Raw genomic sequence first — 15,616 nt, 5'->3', positions numbered from 1 at the left:
TATTTATGAATAACTATCAATTATTTGCCCCTGCATTTATTACCGGGCGCGGCTCTATTGAATTTTTTGCTTCATTGGGTAAAAAAAGGATTGGCATTATCAGAGGGGGGCGCAGCTATAATGATGAAGTGAAGACAAAGATTGAAAATGCAGCAGCTTCTACTGGCGCTGACGTGATGTATTTAGCACAGATAAGAAATGAACCTTATATAGAAGATATTTTTACCTGTATAGATAAAGTAAATGAATTTCAACCCGATATGATTTTGGCAGTAGGCGGAGGAAGTGTTCTTGATTCTGCTAAGGCAATTCATTTATTTTATGAAAATCCGGATTTAACTTTTGCAGAGGCGACAATACCATATAAATTGCCAAAACTAGGGAAAAAAGCGATACATATATCTGTTCCTACTACCAGTGGTACAGGCTCGGAGACTACGTCGGCAGCAGTTTTCATTGATTCTGTGTCAAAAACTAAAAAATTACTGCTAGATAACACCTTGATACCGCATTACGCTGTTTTAGATGCCGATCTGACAGATTCCTTACCGGTTCCATTAACTATTTCTACTGCGCTAGATGCCCTAACTCACGCGGTTGAATCAAGTACTGCTTTAAATTCTACATCTATGACAAGAGCTTATTCTATTGAAGCTGCTTTAGATATCTTAGAATCTTTGCCAGTTGCTGTATCAAAATTTACTACAGTGGAAGAAAAAAAGCAGGCAAAAGAAAGCTTACATATCGCTGCTTCTATGGCTGGAGTGGCTATTACGAATTCTTGTACTGGGATCGTCCATTCATACGATCACCCCGGACCGGCATTTTCTATATCCCATGGAAATATTTGTGGTTTAATGCTGCCATATTCACTAAAATATGTAGGCCCACATTCTTCATACAGTAAAATTGCCAGAAGATTGGGATATAAGGGTACAGATTCAGAACTTTTGTTGGCATTACAAAATTATTTGTTTGATTTTATAAAAAGCTTTGACTTACCATTAACGTTTAAAGAAATGAAAATAAATGAATCAGAATATTTAGAAGGAGCAGAAAAATGGGCAGATATATCTTTATCAGCCTTTGCAACGCAGGTGTCCCCAGCTAGTATGACATATGAAAAAGGGATTGCATTTTACAAGGAATGTTTTTGGGGAACAGATCGGTAAACTAAAATAAGCTGCGGATATATTTATATATCCGCAGCTATAATATAGAAGATAGTATAATAGTAGAAATTTCAGGATTTCTAATAATTTTCAGCTTTTCTTTCAAAGTAAGCCTTTGGATGTGCGCAGACTGGACAAACTTCAGGAGCTTCATCTCCTTCATAGATAAATCCACAATTTCCACATTTCCATCCAAGAGGCGCCTCGCCTTTGAATGTTTCTCCGGAACGGAAGTGTTCTAACAGTCTGTTGTAACGCGCCTCGTGGGAAGCTTCCACTTTTGCGACACCGCGGAATTTGGCAGCCAGTTCCGGAAAGCCTTCCGCTTCAGCTTCTTCTGCCATACGTTTATACATATCTGTCCATTCATAATTTTCACCTGCCGCGGCATCTTCCAGATTTTCTTCTACACTGCCGATTCCATGGAATTCTTTAAACCACATTTTGGCATGTTCCTTTTCCTGTGAAGCAGTTTCCTCAAAAATATTAGCCATCTGTACGTATCCTGCTTTTCTTGCGGCTGACGCATAATAAGTATATTTATTGCGTGCCTGGGATTCTCCTGAAAATGCGTCCATAAGATTTTGCTCTGTTTTTGTTCCTGCGTACTTTGACATGATATATCCTCCTTTTTATAATGGGAATTTATTCCTATATTATAAAATGTTTATTTTGTAAAAACAACTGTTTTAGATAAAAAGAAGCTGTCTGCCATCGAAGTGCAGACAGCTTCTTTTTTTATATTTTATAATTAACCAAAGTATCTCTTCAAAAGTCCTTCGAATGCTTTTCCATGACGTGCCTCATCTCTTGCCATTTCATGAACTGTATCATGGATTGCATCCAGGTTAGCTGCTTTTGCACGTTTTGCGAGATCAAATTTTCCAGCTGTTGCACCATTTTCAGCATCTACTCTCATTTCAAGGTTTTTCTTTGTACTGTCTGTTACAACTTCCCCTAACAATTCAGCAAATTTAGCAGCATGCTCTGCCTCTTCATAAGCTGCTTTTTCCCAATATAATCCGATTTCTGGATATCCTTCTCTGTGAGCTACTCTCGCCATTGCAAGATACATTCCTACTTCAGAACATTCTCCTTCAAAGTTTGCTCTTAAATCAGCCAAAATGTCCTCACTTACACCCTGAGCAACTCCAACTACGTGTTCAGCTGCCCATTCTCTGTCACCTGTCTGTTCTTTAAATTTTTCAGCCGGTGCATGACAGACTGGACATTCAGCCGGTGCAGCCTCTCCTTCATAAACATAACCACATACTGTACAAACAAATTTTTTCATAGCTTTTATCTCCTTTTTAAAATTATATATTTTATGACTTTTTAATGCAGTCACCGCATTCACCGTAAAATAGTATAGAACTAGACTGAATAATGCCGTCAAAATTCGTTCCGGCCATTTGATTGACTTCCTCTATATTTTTCATGTCAAGCTCTAAATCCAGCAACCGTCCACACTTAGTACAAAGAAAATGATTATGTGGTTCGATTCTTCCATCAAATCTGTCGCCGCCGTTGGGGGTGGGAATTTTAATGACCTCTCCAATTTCTGTAAGAAGATTTAAATTTCTGTAAACAGTTCCCAGACTGATATTTGGAAATTCTTTCTTCATCTGAAGATAAACGGTATCGGCAGTTGGATGCTCTTTTGTTGTTGCCAGATAATTTTTGATGGATTCTCGTTGCCGACTATATTTTAAAGTTGCCAATGGAATCCCCCTTTCATATCAAAACAATAACAGTAACAATTACTGTAATTAAAATATAATACAAAAAAATATAAAAGTCAATAGAAAAATTTAAAAAATTTAAAGTAACAGACAATATGTAAGGACCTCCATTTGTATGCGGTAATTTCTGTTACCATTTATTGTTCCGATTTATAGTATACAGGTAAATCTACGAATCTACAAATCGGAGGGCATTACATGTTGTCTGTTATAATTTAAAATCTTTATAAATATATATTATAGAAGGAATAATTCAGACAAATTGTTACAAAATAGTTAATAAATAATTGCATAAATTGTTTTTTATTATAAATTGAAAGTATAAAATGTCGATGTATGTATATTAAATTACTATAAAATTGGTTGACAGTCATAGTAGGGATTGCTATAATGGCAACGTAACAAATTTAACAAATGTGTAACATTTAGAACTTCCTACAAAAGATAAAGACTGAAAATCAAGGAGGTTTTATATGAAGATGACACACATAAGGCAAAAGATAATTATTTCTGCTCTGGCAGGAGTAGTTATGATTCCGGGGAGTGCAATTACGGTAAAAGCTGCGGAACAAAAGACAGAAGAAAAATCCGTTTTGCCGGTTGCAGGAATCGAATCGGTACTGACAGAATGTTACGAAACAGAAGTAAAAGAAAATCTAAATCTGTATTTAGTACCAACAGCAGAGGGTGAGTATTCAAATATGGCATTTTCTAATGTAGGTGATTATACCTACATTAGAACTGCCCCAGATGAAGCCAGTGACTGGGTTGGAAAATTATATAGTGATTCCGCCGCAGAAGTGTTGGAATTTCAAGGTGACTGGGCAAAGATAAAATCCGGAGACGCAGAAGGCTATGTTCCGGCAGCTTCTCTTTATACAGGGGAGGACGCAGAGACACGTGCGAGAGAATTTGAAAAGGAAAAGATGAAGGTAGAAGCGTATGTGCTTAATGTACGCGACGGACAAGGAACACAGGCAAATATACTGACACAGGTAGAACAAAATGAAGAATATATGATTACAGGCGAACCTGTTGAAGGGTGGTATCCGGTAGAAGTAGGTGATATTTCCGGATGGGTCAGCGGGGACTATATCACAGTAGAGACGACGTATTCGTATGGAGAAACCAGAGAGGCAGAGGAGGAGCGCATAGCCGAAGAAAATAAAGTACAGCAGGACACAGAGACAATGCAAGCTCAGGAGGCGGCTATTGTACAAACACAGTCAGCCACAGGACAAGCGGTTATTGATTATGCCTGTCAGTTTATTGGAAATCCGTATGTATGGGGAGGAACAAGCCTGACAGAAGGAGCAGACTGTTCAGGATTTGTACAATCTGTATATGCTCATTTTGGAATTAATTTACCACGGACAACATGGGATATGGAAACGGTAGGGTATCCAGTGAGTTATGAAGAAGCTCTTCCGGGAGACCTGGTATTATATGATGGACATGTCGGTTTGTATATGGGAGATGGAAACATTGTCAACGCGATGAATGAAGCAGACGGTATAGGAATTTGCAGCGCGACATATACAAACATTATTACAATAAGAAGGGTTTTGTAAACTACGGATTTGGATAAAAACTGTACTTCAAAAATGAAAAAGAAGTACAGTTTTTTTCGGCAAAAAGGCAGTACGATTTTGGCTGTCGCTAAAAAGGAAAAATAGCAAAAAAATGAGAACAGCGGTAGATATATGGAAAATAATAACAATATACAAAATGCACAAATTTGTATGAAATTGTAAAAAAGAGTCGAAGATGGTAAAAAAGAAGTTTTCAACTTATCCACACTCAACCTAGAAAAAAACGTGGAAAACATTAGATTTTTGAAAAGTTATCCACATTATCCACATAAAAACATGTGTTTTTGGTGAATTACTCACTGTAAAAAAAGAACGCGTGTTTTGGTGAGTTGTTATGAAATTAGGAATTTGTCGAAAAAAAGCAGAAAAAATCTTGACTTTTAAGTAGTCTAAAAAAGTGAAAAAATTAATTTATTTTTCTGACGGTTGATTATTTGAAAATAAGGGATTATAATTAAAAACACTGAATATAAAAAGGAGGAAATAGAAATGTCACAGATTTCTAAAAATACAACAATTGGGGAATTACTAAATGTTTATCCGGAAGCAGCTCCGATTCTTATGGAAATTGGAATGCACTGTCTGGGATGCCCTTCTGCACAGATGGAATCTTTAGAGGAAGCGGCAATGGTTCATGGGATAGACAGCGACCTGCTTGTTGAAAAGATTAATGCAGCGATGCAGGCAGCAGGAAAATAAAGAATACAGAAATAAAAAATACCGCCGGGATTTAATCCGGGCGGTATTTTTTGAATCATGTACTATTTGTTTTAGAAAGATAAAAATGTAAATTATAGTACAGATAATTTTTGTACTGCATCAGCTGATATAAAAATCTCACAGTGCTCCTCTAAGAATGCGAGGATTGCGGCGGACCCTTTTTCAGGCGACCCATATTCGGAAAGCATATTACAAATCTTATTAAATTCATTACCAGTATGTTCTGACTGTGCAAGTGCCAGTATATACATATTATTTTCTGTATCATGGTACAAAGTGTTGGAACCTTGATATACCGGTGCTATTAGGTGCGCTGCCTGGATTACAGAGTCAATCGTTTCAAAAGAAAACAAGCGTACCGTAAAAGGAATGGATGCACTGTCAGTGTCTTTTGTTTCGGATTCTGTACTTGATGCAGCCTCCTTTACTTTATTTAAAAGGTTGAGAAATTCTTCTGCACCTTCTAATTTATCCAGTGTTTCGGAATTCATAGATTCCGTATCACTAGATGACGTAAATTTAGAAAATCTTGTATCTAATTCTTCCGGATCTTCCACCTTTGTTATGATCAATACAATGGAGTCAGAAGAAGCAGGAATTGCTTCAATCATCAACGGAATATCCTCTGCTTCAAAACCAAAGTCAAAGGAAGCCTGCTGCATCATATCACGAAATAAAGATTTTGCTTTCTCTGTGCCATATGCGAGTTCGCTTAATTTCAGATGGCGTGCCGCCAAATCAGCATGTGTCAAAGTACAACGAATTTGATTCTCATTCAGTTTTTCGATTTTCATATGATCACATCCTTATGAATTGATATATCAAATAGTATATCTTCTCACTATTAGTATAAACAAAAAACAAAAATATGTAAAGCGAAATAAACTCAAGATTTAGGTTATCAACAAAATAGCCTGACTTATAAACAAAAAACACATTGCAAACACAAAGTTTAGTATCTATAATGGCAGTTACAGAAGATAGTATTCCTTGGTAAATATGAGTTTATACGGAAGGAGGAATACAATTTACTTTTCTAAATTTCTCGGTACAGTATGAATTGGTTTCCGGACAAGGAAATCAAAATTCAAAATCTTAAGTCCTGTGTCAGGACAAAATCAGCACACGACAATGATGTTATCCACTGTGATTCATACTATCTTCCAGATTGTCATAAAACCGGCAGTATGTCACGAATACCTCTGTATGGTTTGATTGGCAGATTTAACATGTTTACCAGAATCGCCAGGGAGAGGAGGAGACCATGAGTAGGGACGAAGCAGCTTATAGAGAATTATTTGCAGAGTTGGAAAATTATGAAAAAAATGGAGTAAATATTTTTATGGAGGACTGCAAAGCAAGCCCAATGCAAATTGTAACGGCATGTATGTTGAAGGAAGAAGGAAGCTATATGCGGGATTATGTACTGAATCCGGAAGGAAACATAGAATCTTTGGCTTTTATCAATATTAGCGGAAACAAATAAGCATGGAATACCCCTTTACATGCAGGACAAAATAATAGATGTATATTCGGAAAAACCGCTTAAAATGTCGTAAAAAATAACAAAATACTGATGACGTATATAAAAAATATGGTATAATATACGCAAATCTGTGTTTAAATATAATAAGACATAGAATTACTTAGGCCTGATTAGGAGGTGCGGTATGGACGAAAGAGAAAGAAGGAGTGCAGAGGCCCGCAGGGTAAGACAGCAAGGAATGCAGAGAAGACGCCCAGGCAGTAGTACCCGCAGAACAGGGAGACGGCCGGAGACGGACAGAACATCCGAACATCCAAGCATTCAAAGATCAAGGCGTAGAAGCAGCCGTGCAAGGCGTAGAAGAAGAAATATGATAATAAGAATGTTTCTTCTTATTATAGTGATTATTGCAGTCATCGCAGGATTTATATTTTGGAAAAGATACGGTTCATCAAATGAGAAAGCCGATTTGAATCAATATTATGGGTTAGTGAATGAAGATGATATTGCGGTTGTAGTAAATAATCAGGTAGTACGCAGCACAGAGGATACAGAGGCGCCGCCGCCGGGAAAGATGTTTGACGGAACTCCTTATATAGAATACTCGGTAGTCAGAGATAGGATCAATAAGAGAATTTACTGGGATTCTAATGAAAACGTTCTTCTTTATACACTTCCGAACGGAAATGTAACAGTTGAAGTAGGTAGTAAAGAGTATACAGAGATTAATGAGACTAAAAGCGAAGAATATGTGATATTGAAAACAGAGGGTAAGACAGCATATATAGCTTTACCGTTTATACAGCATTATACAAATATGACATACTCCGTTTATGAACAGCCGGGTCGAGCAGTAATTACAAGTGAATGGGGCAAGGTTCAGACAGCCAAACTAAAAAGAGATACAGAGGTCCGTTATCAGGGAGGGGTCAAAAGTCCGATTTTGACCGAAGTAGAGAAATCGGATAAGGTGACAGTTCTTGAGGATGAGGATGACTGGCAAAAAGTTGCTACCAATGATGGGTTTATTGGCTATGTAAAGACTAGTTCTCTGAAAGATGAGAAAACAGAGACTTTTTCTAATGAATTTGAAGAGCCCGTATATACAAATATTTCAGAAAACCATACTATAAATATGGCATGGCATAATGTGGAAAATGAAGATGCAAATAATTATGTTCTTGAGACAATAGCACGGACAAAAGGGCTTACAACAATCGCTCCGACATGGTTCAATCTTGCAGATACCGAAGGAAATATTTCATCTATAGCGAATTCTGAGTATGTGAATTATGCGCACCAGTCTAAGCTAGAGGTGTGGGCTGTGCTCAGAGATTTCCATGGAGGAATTAACTCTTATGATGAAACATATCAGGTATTAAGTTATACGTCAAAGAGAGCAAATGTAATCAATCAGGTTATTGCCGCGGCATTACAGTCGGGTGTAGACGGAATTAATCTGGATTTTGAACTGATTTCAAATGAGTGTGGAGAACATTATATTCAGTTTGTAAGAGAATTATCGGTAAAATGCCGGCAAAATGGCCTCGTTTTTTCTGTAGATAATTATGTGCCACAGCCTTATAATGAACATTATGATCTGGAAGAACAGGGAATAATGGCTGATTATGTAATTATTATGGCCTATGACGAACATACAGAAGGTTCCTATGAGGCGGGGTCAGTGTCGTCTTATGAATATGTAAAAACAGGGATTGAAGACGCATTGAAGAAAGTGTCGAATACAAAATTAATCGCTGGTATTCCATTCTATACAAGGCTGTGGCTGGAGTCTCCAAAGACGGAGGAAGATCTTGCTCAGGACGAAGGTACAGAAGCAGCAAATTATCCAAATAAAGTGACTAGTTCAGCACTTGGAATGGATGAAGCGGCAGATATGCTTCAGTCTGTGGGCGTCCAGGCAGAATGGGACGATACGGCAAAACAGAATTATGCCCAGTGGGAGACAGATGAAGGCGTTTATAAGATATGGCTTGAGGACAGCACATCTATTGAAGAAAAACTAAAGCTAATTAAGCAGAATAAATTGGCAGGTGTAGCTGAATGGAAGATCGGCTGGGAAAATGCAAGTGTTTGGGATTTGATTCTCCAGTATGTAAATTAGATTTAAGAAGTCGGTGAAAGGGACATCCTTCTTTCGCATATATTACAATATATGGAAAGGAGGATGTTTTTTGCGGCAGAAAATAAAAATTGTAGGGGTAATCGTATTGCTGCTATGTGTGATAGCGGCATGTCGGGCAGGTGGAGAATATCTGTATTGTCATATGAATAAGAGCATGGAAACTACGGCGCAGAAGGTAGATAAAAGAGAGAAGCCTTTGGTTATTGTTGATGCCGGGCATGGCGGTCAGGATCCCGGCAAAATAGGGGTAAATGACGCATTGGAAAAAGATGTTAATTTGAGCATTGCAGTTTATTTGAAGGAATACTTGGAAAAAAGGGATGTACAGGTGCTTATGACAAGGGAAGACGGTGAACGTCTGGTAAATTCTCAATCGGGTGATTTGAAGGAAAGGGTGAAGCTTATCAATGAAAATTCTCCGGATCTAACAGTCAGTATTCATCAGAACAGTTACCACGAAGCATCTGTGCATGGAGCGCAGGCATTTTATTTTACACACTCAAAAGAGGCGAAAACGGCAGCCGAAATCATTCAGAAAACAATAAAAACAGTAGATACCGAAGGAACCAGGGAAGCAAAGGCGAACGATACATATTATCTTTTAAAGAAAACAGAAGTGCCGGTTGTCATTATGGAGTGCGGATTTTTAAGCAATTACGAAGAAGCGGAAAAATTAGTCACAGAAGAGTACCAGAAGGCACTTGCAGAAGCGATTGCAGACGGAGTCATAGAATACTTAGAAAGCAGATAAAGGAGTTTTTTTTTAATACAAATAATGGTATAATAGAACATATGAGGACAAAAATAAGAAAAGTAGATAAAAATAACATAGAGGAATCTATTATACAGGAAGCGGGAGAAATATTGAAGCAAGGCGGGCTTGTTGCGTTTCCTACAGAGACAGTATACGGGCTTGGTGCAAATGCATTGGACGAGGAGGCTGCAAAAAAGACGTATGCAGCAAAGGGGCGTCCGTCCGATAATCCTCTGATCGTTCACATTGCGGATAGGGAGGACTTAAAGAAAATTGCAGTTCATATTCCTCCAGAGACAGAAGCGTTGATGCAGCGTTTTTGGCCGGGACCTCTTACGATGATATTTGAAAAAAGCGTAGCAGTTCCCTATGGAACAACAGGCGGGCTTAACACAGTTGCTGTTCGGATGCCGAGCGATCCAGTTGCTATGCAGCTTATTAAAGCAGCGGGAGGGTTTGTTTCTGCTCCAAGTGCAAATACCTCAGGGCGTCCAAGCCCAACGACTGCAGCGCATGTAGAAGAGGATCTGAATGGAAAAATAGATATGATACTAGATGGCGGAAGTGTGGATATAGGGCTTGAATCCACGATACTGGATATGACAGTAACTCCGCCTATGATTCTGCGTCCAGGGGCAATTACCGCTGATATGTTTGAGGAAATAATTGGAACAGTGAGTGTAGATGAAACACTTTTAGGCAGCGAGAGCAGACAGCCTCCGAAGGCGCCGGGAATGAAGTACAGGCATTATGCTCCAAAAGCAAGGCTGACGATCGTAGAAGGGGACTTGAGGGAAGAAATCCTGGCGATTCGTCAGTTGGCATATGAGGGATATAGAAAAGGGAAATCTGTTGGGATTATTGCTACGAATGAAACAAATCAGTTTTACCGTTATGGACTTGTTAAGAATATAGGGACAAGGGAGAATGAAAAAACAATTGCAAAAAATTTATATCGTATTCTAAGAGAATTTGACGAGGAAAATGTGGATGCAATATATAGTGAGTCTTTTGCGATGCAGGGAATCGGCAAAGCGATTATGAATCGCCTGGAGAAGGCGGCAGGTCATCTTCGTTTATCTGCTGCTGCTATAGTAAAAGAACAGAAATACCGTCGGATTTTATTTGTAAGCAGTACAGATACAAGTCGGGGGCCTATGGCGGCTGAACTGCTTCGGGCACAGGAATTGGAACAAGAATATGTGATTGACTCCAGGGGACTGATTGTACTCTTTCCGGAACCCGTAAACCAGAAAATAGAAGCAATTATGAAGAGTGGGCAATTAAGCCTTGAGAAACATTTTTCTAGTCAATTAAAAGAAGAAGATTTACAAGAAGATACTTTGGTTCTGGCAATTGATGAGGGACTGAAGAAAAAGATTTTATCTGAATATCAAAATACAAAAAATGTATATACACTTAATGAATTTACGGAGGCGGATGGAGACATTCCGAATCCTTATGGTCAGCCGTTGACTGCTTATGGTGAGTGTTATGAAATTTTGACAAAGTTAATAGAAAAGTTGACAAATAAATTAAATTCATATACTAAAGGAGGAGAATGATGGCAGAGATTCACGTGATGGAGCACCCGTTGATTCAGCACAAAATCAGCTATATCAGACGGGAGGATGTAGGTACAAAAGAGTTCAGAGAAGTAATTGGTGAGATTGCGGGTTTAATGTGTTATGAGGCAACGCGGGATCTAAAGCTGAAGGATATTAAAATTAAAACACCGATTGCAGAAACATGGGGAAAAGAATTGACAGGAAAAAAATTAGCGGTCGTACCGATTCTTAGGGCAGGCCTGGGAATGGTGGATGGAATGCTTTCCCTCATTCCGACTGCAAAGGTGGGACATATCGGATTGTACAGAGATCCGGAGACATTTAAGCCAGTTGAATATTATTGTAAGCTTCCGGCAGATTGTGAGGAACGAGAAGTATTTGTGGTAGACCCCATGTTGGCGACAGGGGGGTCTAGTACGGCTGCAATTCATATGCTAAAAGAAAAAGGGGTAAAACACATTCGTTTTATGTGTATCATTGCGGCACCGGAAGGCGTTAAGAAAATGCAGGAAGAGCATCCGGATGTAGATCTGTATATCGGTGCATTGGATGAACGGTTAAATGAACACGCTTATATTGTTCCGGGACTGGGCGATGCCGGAGACCGGATATTCGGAACAAAGTAAAATACAGGAGGGAATTCGAATGTCTGAAAAGAGAAAAGATTATTTATCGTGGGACGAATATTTTATGGGAGTTGCAATGCTGGCAGGCATGCGTTCAAAGGATCCAAATACGCAGGTAGGATGCTGCATTGTGAGCAAGGACAATAAAATTTTGTCTATGGGTTATAATGGTTTTCCGATTGGATGTTCAGATGATGAATTCCCATGGGCGCGTGAGGGGGGAGATCCCCTTGAGACAAAATATGTGTATTCTACTCACAGCGAATTAAATGCGATTTTAAATTACAGCGGCGGGAGTCTTGCTGGAGCAAAGCTGTATGTCTCATTGTTTCCTTGCAATGAATGCGCGAAAGCCATTATCCAGGCGGGCATTAAAGAAGTGATATATGATTGTGACAAGTATGCAGATACCCCGAGTGTGATAGCATCTAAAAGGATGATGGATGCGGCGGGGGTACGTTATCATCAGTATCACCGGACAAACAGAGAAGTAAAAATTCTTCTGTAATATATTATAAATAGGAAAAAAGAGGGACAGGCATCATTATGATTCGGACAGTAAATGTAAATGAAATAACAGAAAATATAAAAGAAATGTGTATAGAGGTGAATCATTTTCTTTCTTCTGATATGACAGCCGCTATGAAAGGCGCAGAGAAAAAGGAAAAGTCTGTCCTCGGCCGCCAGATTTTAGGTCAGCTTCAGGAAAATCTTCATATAGCGGCAGAAGATATGATACCAATCTGTCAGGACACAGGAATGGCAGTGATTTTTCTTGAAATAGGACAGGACGTACATTTTACAGGCGGCAGTCTGGAAGATGCTGTAAATGAAGGTGTGCGCCGAGGATACGAGGAAGGATTTTTAAGAAAATCAGTAGTTGGAGATCCTATTCTAAGAAAAAATACGGGAGATAATACGCCGGCAGTACTTCATATAAGGATTGTAACTGGAGATAAGATAAAAATAAAGGTCGCCCCCAAAGGCTTTGGAAGCGAAAATATGAGCCGCATATTTATGTTGAAACCAGCAGAGGGAATAGAAGGTGTAAAGCAGGCAGTGCTGACAGCAGTAAAAGATGCAGGGCCTAATGCTTGTCCGCCTATAGTAGTAGGGGTTGGAATAGGAGGCACATTTGAAAAATGCGCTCTTATGGCCAAAGAAGCATTGACCCGCGAAACAGGAAAGCATTCAGAAATTTCATGGGCTGCAGAATTAGAAGAAGAACTTTTAGAAAAAATCAATCAGCTTGGGATTGGTCCAGGGGGACTGGGAGGTACTGTAACAGCATTGGCGGTTCATGTAAATACATACCCTACTCATATAGCGGGCCTGCCTGTGGGAATTAATATCTGTTGTCATGTAAATCGTCATATAACACGAGTATTATAAAAGAGTGATTTGTTTATGTTTAGGTAATATACACAGTAGAAATAGATATTAAATTCTGTAAAGGAAGATAAATTGGACAACAATTAAAAAAGTATTATTTTATTAGCCGGTATAAATATTTTAAATCAACCTGTAAAATAAGAGCTGCAAAGCAGAACTATTCAGGTGGGGGATTCAAAAACATTTATATCGGCTAAAAACTGGGGTTTAAAAAGAGGAGGTTATCGCGGTGGACAGATATATAAAAGTACCGATTGCAAAAGAGGACGCTAAGATATTAAAGGCAGGAGACTATGTGTATATTACAGGTATCATCTATACCGCAAGAGATGCTGCACATAAAAGAATGTATGAAATATTACAGAAGGGCGGCGAACTTCCAATGAATATAAAGGAACAGGTAATCTACTATATGGGGCCCTCACCTGCCCGCAAAGGTCATCCAATTGGCTCGGCGGGTCCCACTACGGCAAGCCGCATGGACAAGTATACACCGCAGCTTTTAGACTTAGGGCTTGGAGCGATGATTGGAAAGGGAAAAAGGAGTCCGTCGGTGGTAGATGCAATTATCAGGAATGGAGCAGTTTATTTCGCGGCAGTAGGAGGAGCAGGAGCGCTGCTTTCGAAATGTATTAAAAAGTCAGAGGTCATTGCATATGAGGATCTTGGAACAGAAGCAATACGCAGACTTGAAGTTGAAAACTTTCCTGCTATTGTTGTAATAGATTCAAAGGGACAAAATCTCTATGAGACAGCGATTCAGGAGTATTGCTTGGAAAAGTAAGCACCCCACACTTTAGAAAAACTATAAAGCAGAGCAGGGAGCAGATACGTGTTTAAGCATCTGCATATGGTTTCTTATTAAAATGTGCTAAAGCCAGTACAAAGCATATAGAGGAAGGATATAAAAAAATGAAACGTATTTTGCTAATGGTATTTCGAAATATTTTATTAGTGCCATATATGTGGATACGCCTTTGTTACAGGGCGGCACATACAGAAAAATATACAGAAGAAAATCAATATGCTCTTTTAAAATGGATTGTGATACATGCAAACAGAGGAGGAAATGTGCATATTGATGTGCATGGAGCAGAAAATATTCCTTCCCAAAATGGTTTTATGTTTTACCCGAATCATCAGGGACTATACGATGTTCTTGCAGTATTAGAAGCGTGTCCGGTTCCATTTTCTGTTGTAGCTAAAAAAGAGATAAAAAATATCCAGTTTTTAAAACAGGTATTTGCCTGTATGAAAGCATATATGCTGGATAGAGAAGATGTGCGTCAGGCAATGAAAGTGATTCTTGACGTATCGGATGAAGTAAAAAAAGGCAGAAATTATTTGATATTTGCAGAAGGAACAAGATCGAAATGTGGAAATCGTATCGGCGATTTCAAAGGAGGAAGCTTTAAAGCAGCAACACGCGCGAAATGTCCGATTGTTCCGGTTGCTCTGATTGATTCCTTTCAGCCTTTTGATAGAAATACAATTGCTCCGGTAACAGTTCAGGTGCATTTTTTAAAGCCAATAGAATACGAAGACTATAAAGCGATGAAAACAACAGAAATAGCAGCGCTAGTACATGATAAGATACAAAAAACAATTGATGAAAATGAAAGCTCTGTCACTGCATGAATATCCAGATAATAGCATCAGAACAATTCTGTTATACAGAACAGACAGAATTCAGTATTTGAAAAAGCCTGTAGGATTGGTTAAAATATTGGAAAAACTTTTATTTTACCGTTGACATTGCAAATTCACTTTAGTATAATAATTCTTGCGTTATCGCAGAAAATATGTGTGCTGTAAAATAGTTCATTTTGCAGTTGGTTTTCAGAATCAGGAGAAATACTCAAGAGGCTGAAGAGGCGCCCCTGCTAAGGGTGTAGGTCGGGAAACCGGCGCGAGGGTTCAAATCCCTCTTTCTCCGTTTGACATTATCCAGAAACTACTGGTGAATCCAGTAGTTTTTGTGTTTCAACTATAGAGTTGTGTAGATAATGTCAGAAAAACACTAAATATAGTATCCAAAAGAAGTATTGTAAAAAAGTTCAAGAAAAGTTAAAAAAAGTCTTGACAAAAAATAGAAATAAATGATATTATATTTAGGCTGACCCGTGAGGTTAGCAAAGTAAAGCACCTTGAGAACTGAACAATAGACAACAATCCTTGAAAATTCTAAGAGAGAAATTTTCGAACGGTCTGTATGGAATACAGACGAACCAAGAACAGTAAAAGGATAAGAATTAGCTAGAGGTTAATTCTGGTCCGGGCAAACAAAAAGAAGCTCCAGCAGTTCTAAACATGTGGGAAACCGCGTTAAGAACATGGGGAGCGCAAACGAACAAGAGGCTTTTAAAGACGAAGCCAAAGTTCTACATGCGAGAGTTTGATCCTGGCTCAGGATGAACG

General features: G+C 38.7%; 16 protein-coding genes and 1 tRNA gene. 13 read left to right on the top strand and 4 right to left on the bottom strand.

Going from position 1 to position 15,616, the window contains the following annotated elements:
- Positions 1 to 5: 5 nt before the first annotated feature.
- A complete protein-coding gene (locus H8S37_RS09555) occupies positions 6 to 1,172 on the top strand; it encodes an iron-containing alcohol dehydrogenase (protein ID WP_186875839.1) in 1,167 nt (388 codons plus the stop codon).
- Between the two features lie 80 nt (positions 1,173 to 1,252).
- Here H8S37_RS09555 and rbr read toward each other — a convergent pair whose 3' ends face one another.
- The 3 genes from rbr to H8S37_RS09540 all read right to left on the bottom strand — a co-directional run bounded on the left by rbr (position 1,253) and on the right by H8S37_RS09540 (position 2,893).
- On the bottom strand, positions 1,253 to 1,789 hold the full coding sequence (gene rbr / locus H8S37_RS09550) for a rubrerythrin (protein ID WP_186875838.1): 537 nt from the start codon (positions 1,787 to 1,789) through the stop codon (positions 1,253 to 1,255).
- Between the two features lie 134 nt (positions 1,790 to 1,923).
- Entirely contained in the window at positions 1,924 to 2,466 is a 543-nt protein-coding gene (locus H8S37_RS09545) for an NADH peroxidase (protein ID WP_070088086.1), read from the bottom strand.
- A gap of 31 nt (positions 2,467 to 2,497) precedes the next feature.
- Positions 2,498 to 2,893 carry a Fur family transcriptional regulator gene (locus H8S37_RS09540; protein WP_186875837.1) on the bottom strand — a complete coding sequence of 132 codons (396 nt, stop codon included), beginning with the start codon at positions 2,891 to 2,893 and terminating at the stop codon, positions 2,498 to 2,500.
- 494 nt (positions 2,894 to 3,387) lie between these two features.
- Between H8S37_RS09540 and H8S37_RS09535 the strand changes: the two genes are divergently transcribed.
- Both H8S37_RS09535 and H8S37_RS09530 read left to right on the top strand, forming a co-directional pair.
- Positions 3,388 to 4,485 carry a C40 family peptidase gene (locus H8S37_RS09535; protein ID WP_186875836.1) on the top strand — a complete coding sequence of 366 codons (1,098 nt, stop codon included), beginning with the start codon at positions 3,388 to 3,390 and terminating at the stop codon, positions 4,483 to 4,485.
- Between the two features lie 510 nt (positions 4,486 to 4,995).
- A complete protein-coding gene (locus tag H8S37_RS09530; protein ID WP_186875835.1) occupies positions 4,996 to 5,205 on the top strand; it encodes a DUF1858 domain-containing protein in 210 nt (69 codons plus the stop codon).
- 92 nt (positions 5,206 to 5,297) lie between these two features.
- On the opposite strand, the gene H8S37_RS09525 is transcribed toward H8S37_RS09530, so the two are convergent.
- A complete protein-coding gene (locus H8S37_RS09525) occupies positions 5,298 to 6,020 on the bottom strand; it encodes an adaptor protein MecA (RefSeq protein ID WP_186875834.1) in 723 nt (240 codons plus the stop codon).
- A gap of 470 nt (positions 6,021 to 6,490) precedes the next feature.
- Between H8S37_RS09525 and H8S37_RS09520 the strand changes: the two genes are divergently transcribed.
- The 10 genes from H8S37_RS09520 (at position 6,491) to H8S37_RS09475 (ending at position 15,134) form a co-directional block, all read left to right on the top strand.
- Positions 6,491 to 6,712 carry a hypothetical protein gene (locus tag H8S37_RS09520; protein WP_186875833.1) on the top strand — a complete coding sequence of 74 codons (222 nt, stop codon included), beginning with the start codon at positions 6,491 to 6,493 and terminating at the stop codon, positions 6,710 to 6,712.
- Positions 6,713 to 6,896: 184 nt separating this feature from the next.
- Entirely contained in the window at positions 6,897 to 8,837 is a 1,941-nt protein-coding gene (locus H8S37_RS09515) for a glycosyl hydrolase family 18 protein (RefSeq protein WP_186875832.1), read from the top strand.
- 70 nt (positions 8,838 to 8,907) lie between these two features.
- The gene (locus H8S37_RS09510) at positions 8,908 to 9,609 is read left to right on the top strand and encodes an N-acetylmuramoyl-L-alanine amidase family protein (protein ID WP_186875831.1); all 702 of its coding nucleotides are present in this window, start codon (positions 8,908 to 8,910) and stop codon (positions 9,607 to 9,609) included.
- 41 nt (positions 9,610 to 9,650) lie between these two features.
- Entirely contained in the window at positions 9,651 to 11,177 is a 1,527-nt protein-coding gene (locus H8S37_RS09505; RefSeq protein WP_186875830.1) for an L-threonylcarbamoyladenylate synthase, read from the top strand.
- A complete protein-coding gene (gene upp / locus H8S37_RS09500; protein ID WP_186875829.1) occupies positions 11,177 to 11,806 on the top strand; it encodes a uracil phosphoribosyltransferase in 630 nt (209 codons plus the stop codon). The genes H8S37_RS09505 and upp overlap by 1 nt, the downstream gene beginning before the upstream one ends.
- Positions 11,807 to 11,825: 19 nt before the next feature.
- The gene (locus tag H8S37_RS09495; protein ID WP_186875828.1) at positions 11,826 to 12,314 is read left to right on the top strand and encodes a deoxycytidylate deaminase; all 489 of its coding nucleotides are present in this window, start codon (positions 11,826 to 11,828) and stop codon (positions 12,312 to 12,314) included.
- Between the two features lie 38 nt (positions 12,315 to 12,352).
- On the top strand, positions 12,353 to 13,198 hold the full coding sequence (locus H8S37_RS09490) for a fumarate hydratase (protein ID WP_186875827.1): 846 nt from the start codon (positions 12,353 to 12,355) through the stop codon (positions 13,196 to 13,198).
- 229 nt (positions 13,199 to 13,427) lie between these two features.
- Positions 13,428 to 13,982 (top strand): Fe-S-containing hydro-lyase, encoded by a 555-nt coding sequence (locus H8S37_RS09485; RefSeq protein ID WP_186875826.1) that lies wholly within the window; start codon positions 13,428 to 13,430, stop codon positions 13,980 to 13,982.
- Between the two features lie 128 nt (positions 13,983 to 14,110).
- The gene (locus H8S37_RS09480; protein WP_186875825.1) at positions 14,111 to 14,836 is read left to right on the top strand and encodes a lysophospholipid acyltransferase family protein; all 726 of its coding nucleotides are present in this window, start codon (positions 14,111 to 14,113) and stop codon (positions 14,834 to 14,836) included.
- Between the two features lie 210 nt (positions 14,837 to 15,046).
- Positions 15,047 to 15,134 (top strand) — tRNA-Ser (locus tag H8S37_RS09475).
- The last annotated feature ends 482 nt before the right edge of the window (positions 15,135 to 15,616 follow it).

This window comes from Mediterraneibacter hominis, from assembly GCF_014287475.1.
Lineage (GTDB): Bacteria > Bacillota > Clostridia > Lachnospirales > Lachnospiraceae > Mediterraneibacter > Mediterraneibacter hominis.
The sequence above is the reverse complement of the archived record's forward strand: the minus strand, read 5'-3'. Positions and strand labels throughout refer to the sequence as shown.

What these genes read in the sequence shown, in the direction of transcription:
- H8S37_RS09555 (WP_186875839.1), top strand. Translation starts at nt 6, where the DNA reads ATGAATAACTATCAATTATTTGCCCCTGCATTTATTACCGGGCGCGGC.
- rbr (WP_186875838.1), bottom strand. Translation starts at nt 1,789, where the DNA reads ATGTCAAAGTACGCAGGAACAAAAACAGAGCAAAATCTTATGGACGCA.
- H8S37_RS09545 (WP_070088086.1), bottom strand. Translation starts at nt 2,466, where the DNA reads ATGAAAAAATTTGTTTGTACAGTATGTGGTTATGTTTATGAAGGAGAG.
- H8S37_RS09535 (WP_186875836.1), top strand. Translation starts at nt 3,388, where the DNA reads ATGAAGATGACACACATAAGGCAAAAGATAATTATTTCTGCTCTGGCA.
- H8S37_RS09530 (WP_186875835.1), top strand. Translation starts at nt 4,996, where the DNA reads ATGTCACAGATTTCTAAAAATACAACAATTGGGGAATTACTAAATGTT.
- H8S37_RS09525 (WP_186875834.1), bottom strand. Translation starts at nt 6,020, where the DNA reads ATGAAAATCGAAAAACTGAATGAGAATCAAATTCGTTGTACTTTGACA.
- H8S37_RS09520 (WP_186875833.1), top strand. Translation starts at nt 6,491, where the DNA reads ATGAGTAGGGACGAAGCAGCTTATAGAGAATTATTTGCAGAGTTGGAA.
- H8S37_RS09515 (WP_186875832.1), top strand. Translation starts at nt 6,897, where the DNA reads ATGGACGAAAGAGAAAGAAGGAGTGCAGAGGCCCGCAGGGTAAGACAG.
- H8S37_RS09505 (WP_186875830.1), top strand. Translation starts at nt 9,651, where the DNA reads ATGAGGACAAAAATAAGAAAAGTAGATAAAAATAACATAGAGGAATCT.
- upp (WP_186875829.1), top strand. Translation starts at nt 11,177, where the DNA reads ATGGCAGAGATTCACGTGATGGAGCACCCGTTGATTCAGCACAAAATC.
- H8S37_RS09495 (WP_186875828.1), top strand. Translation starts at nt 11,826, where the DNA reads ATGTCTGAAAAGAGAAAAGATTATTTATCGTGGGACGAATATTTTATG.
- H8S37_RS09490 (WP_186875827.1), top strand. Translation starts at nt 12,353, where the DNA reads ATGATTCGGACAGTAAATGTAAATGAAATAACAGAAAATATAAAAGAA.
- H8S37_RS09480 (WP_186875825.1), top strand. Translation starts at nt 14,111, where the DNA reads ATGAAACGTATTTTGCTAATGGTATTTCGAAATATTTTATTAGTGCCA.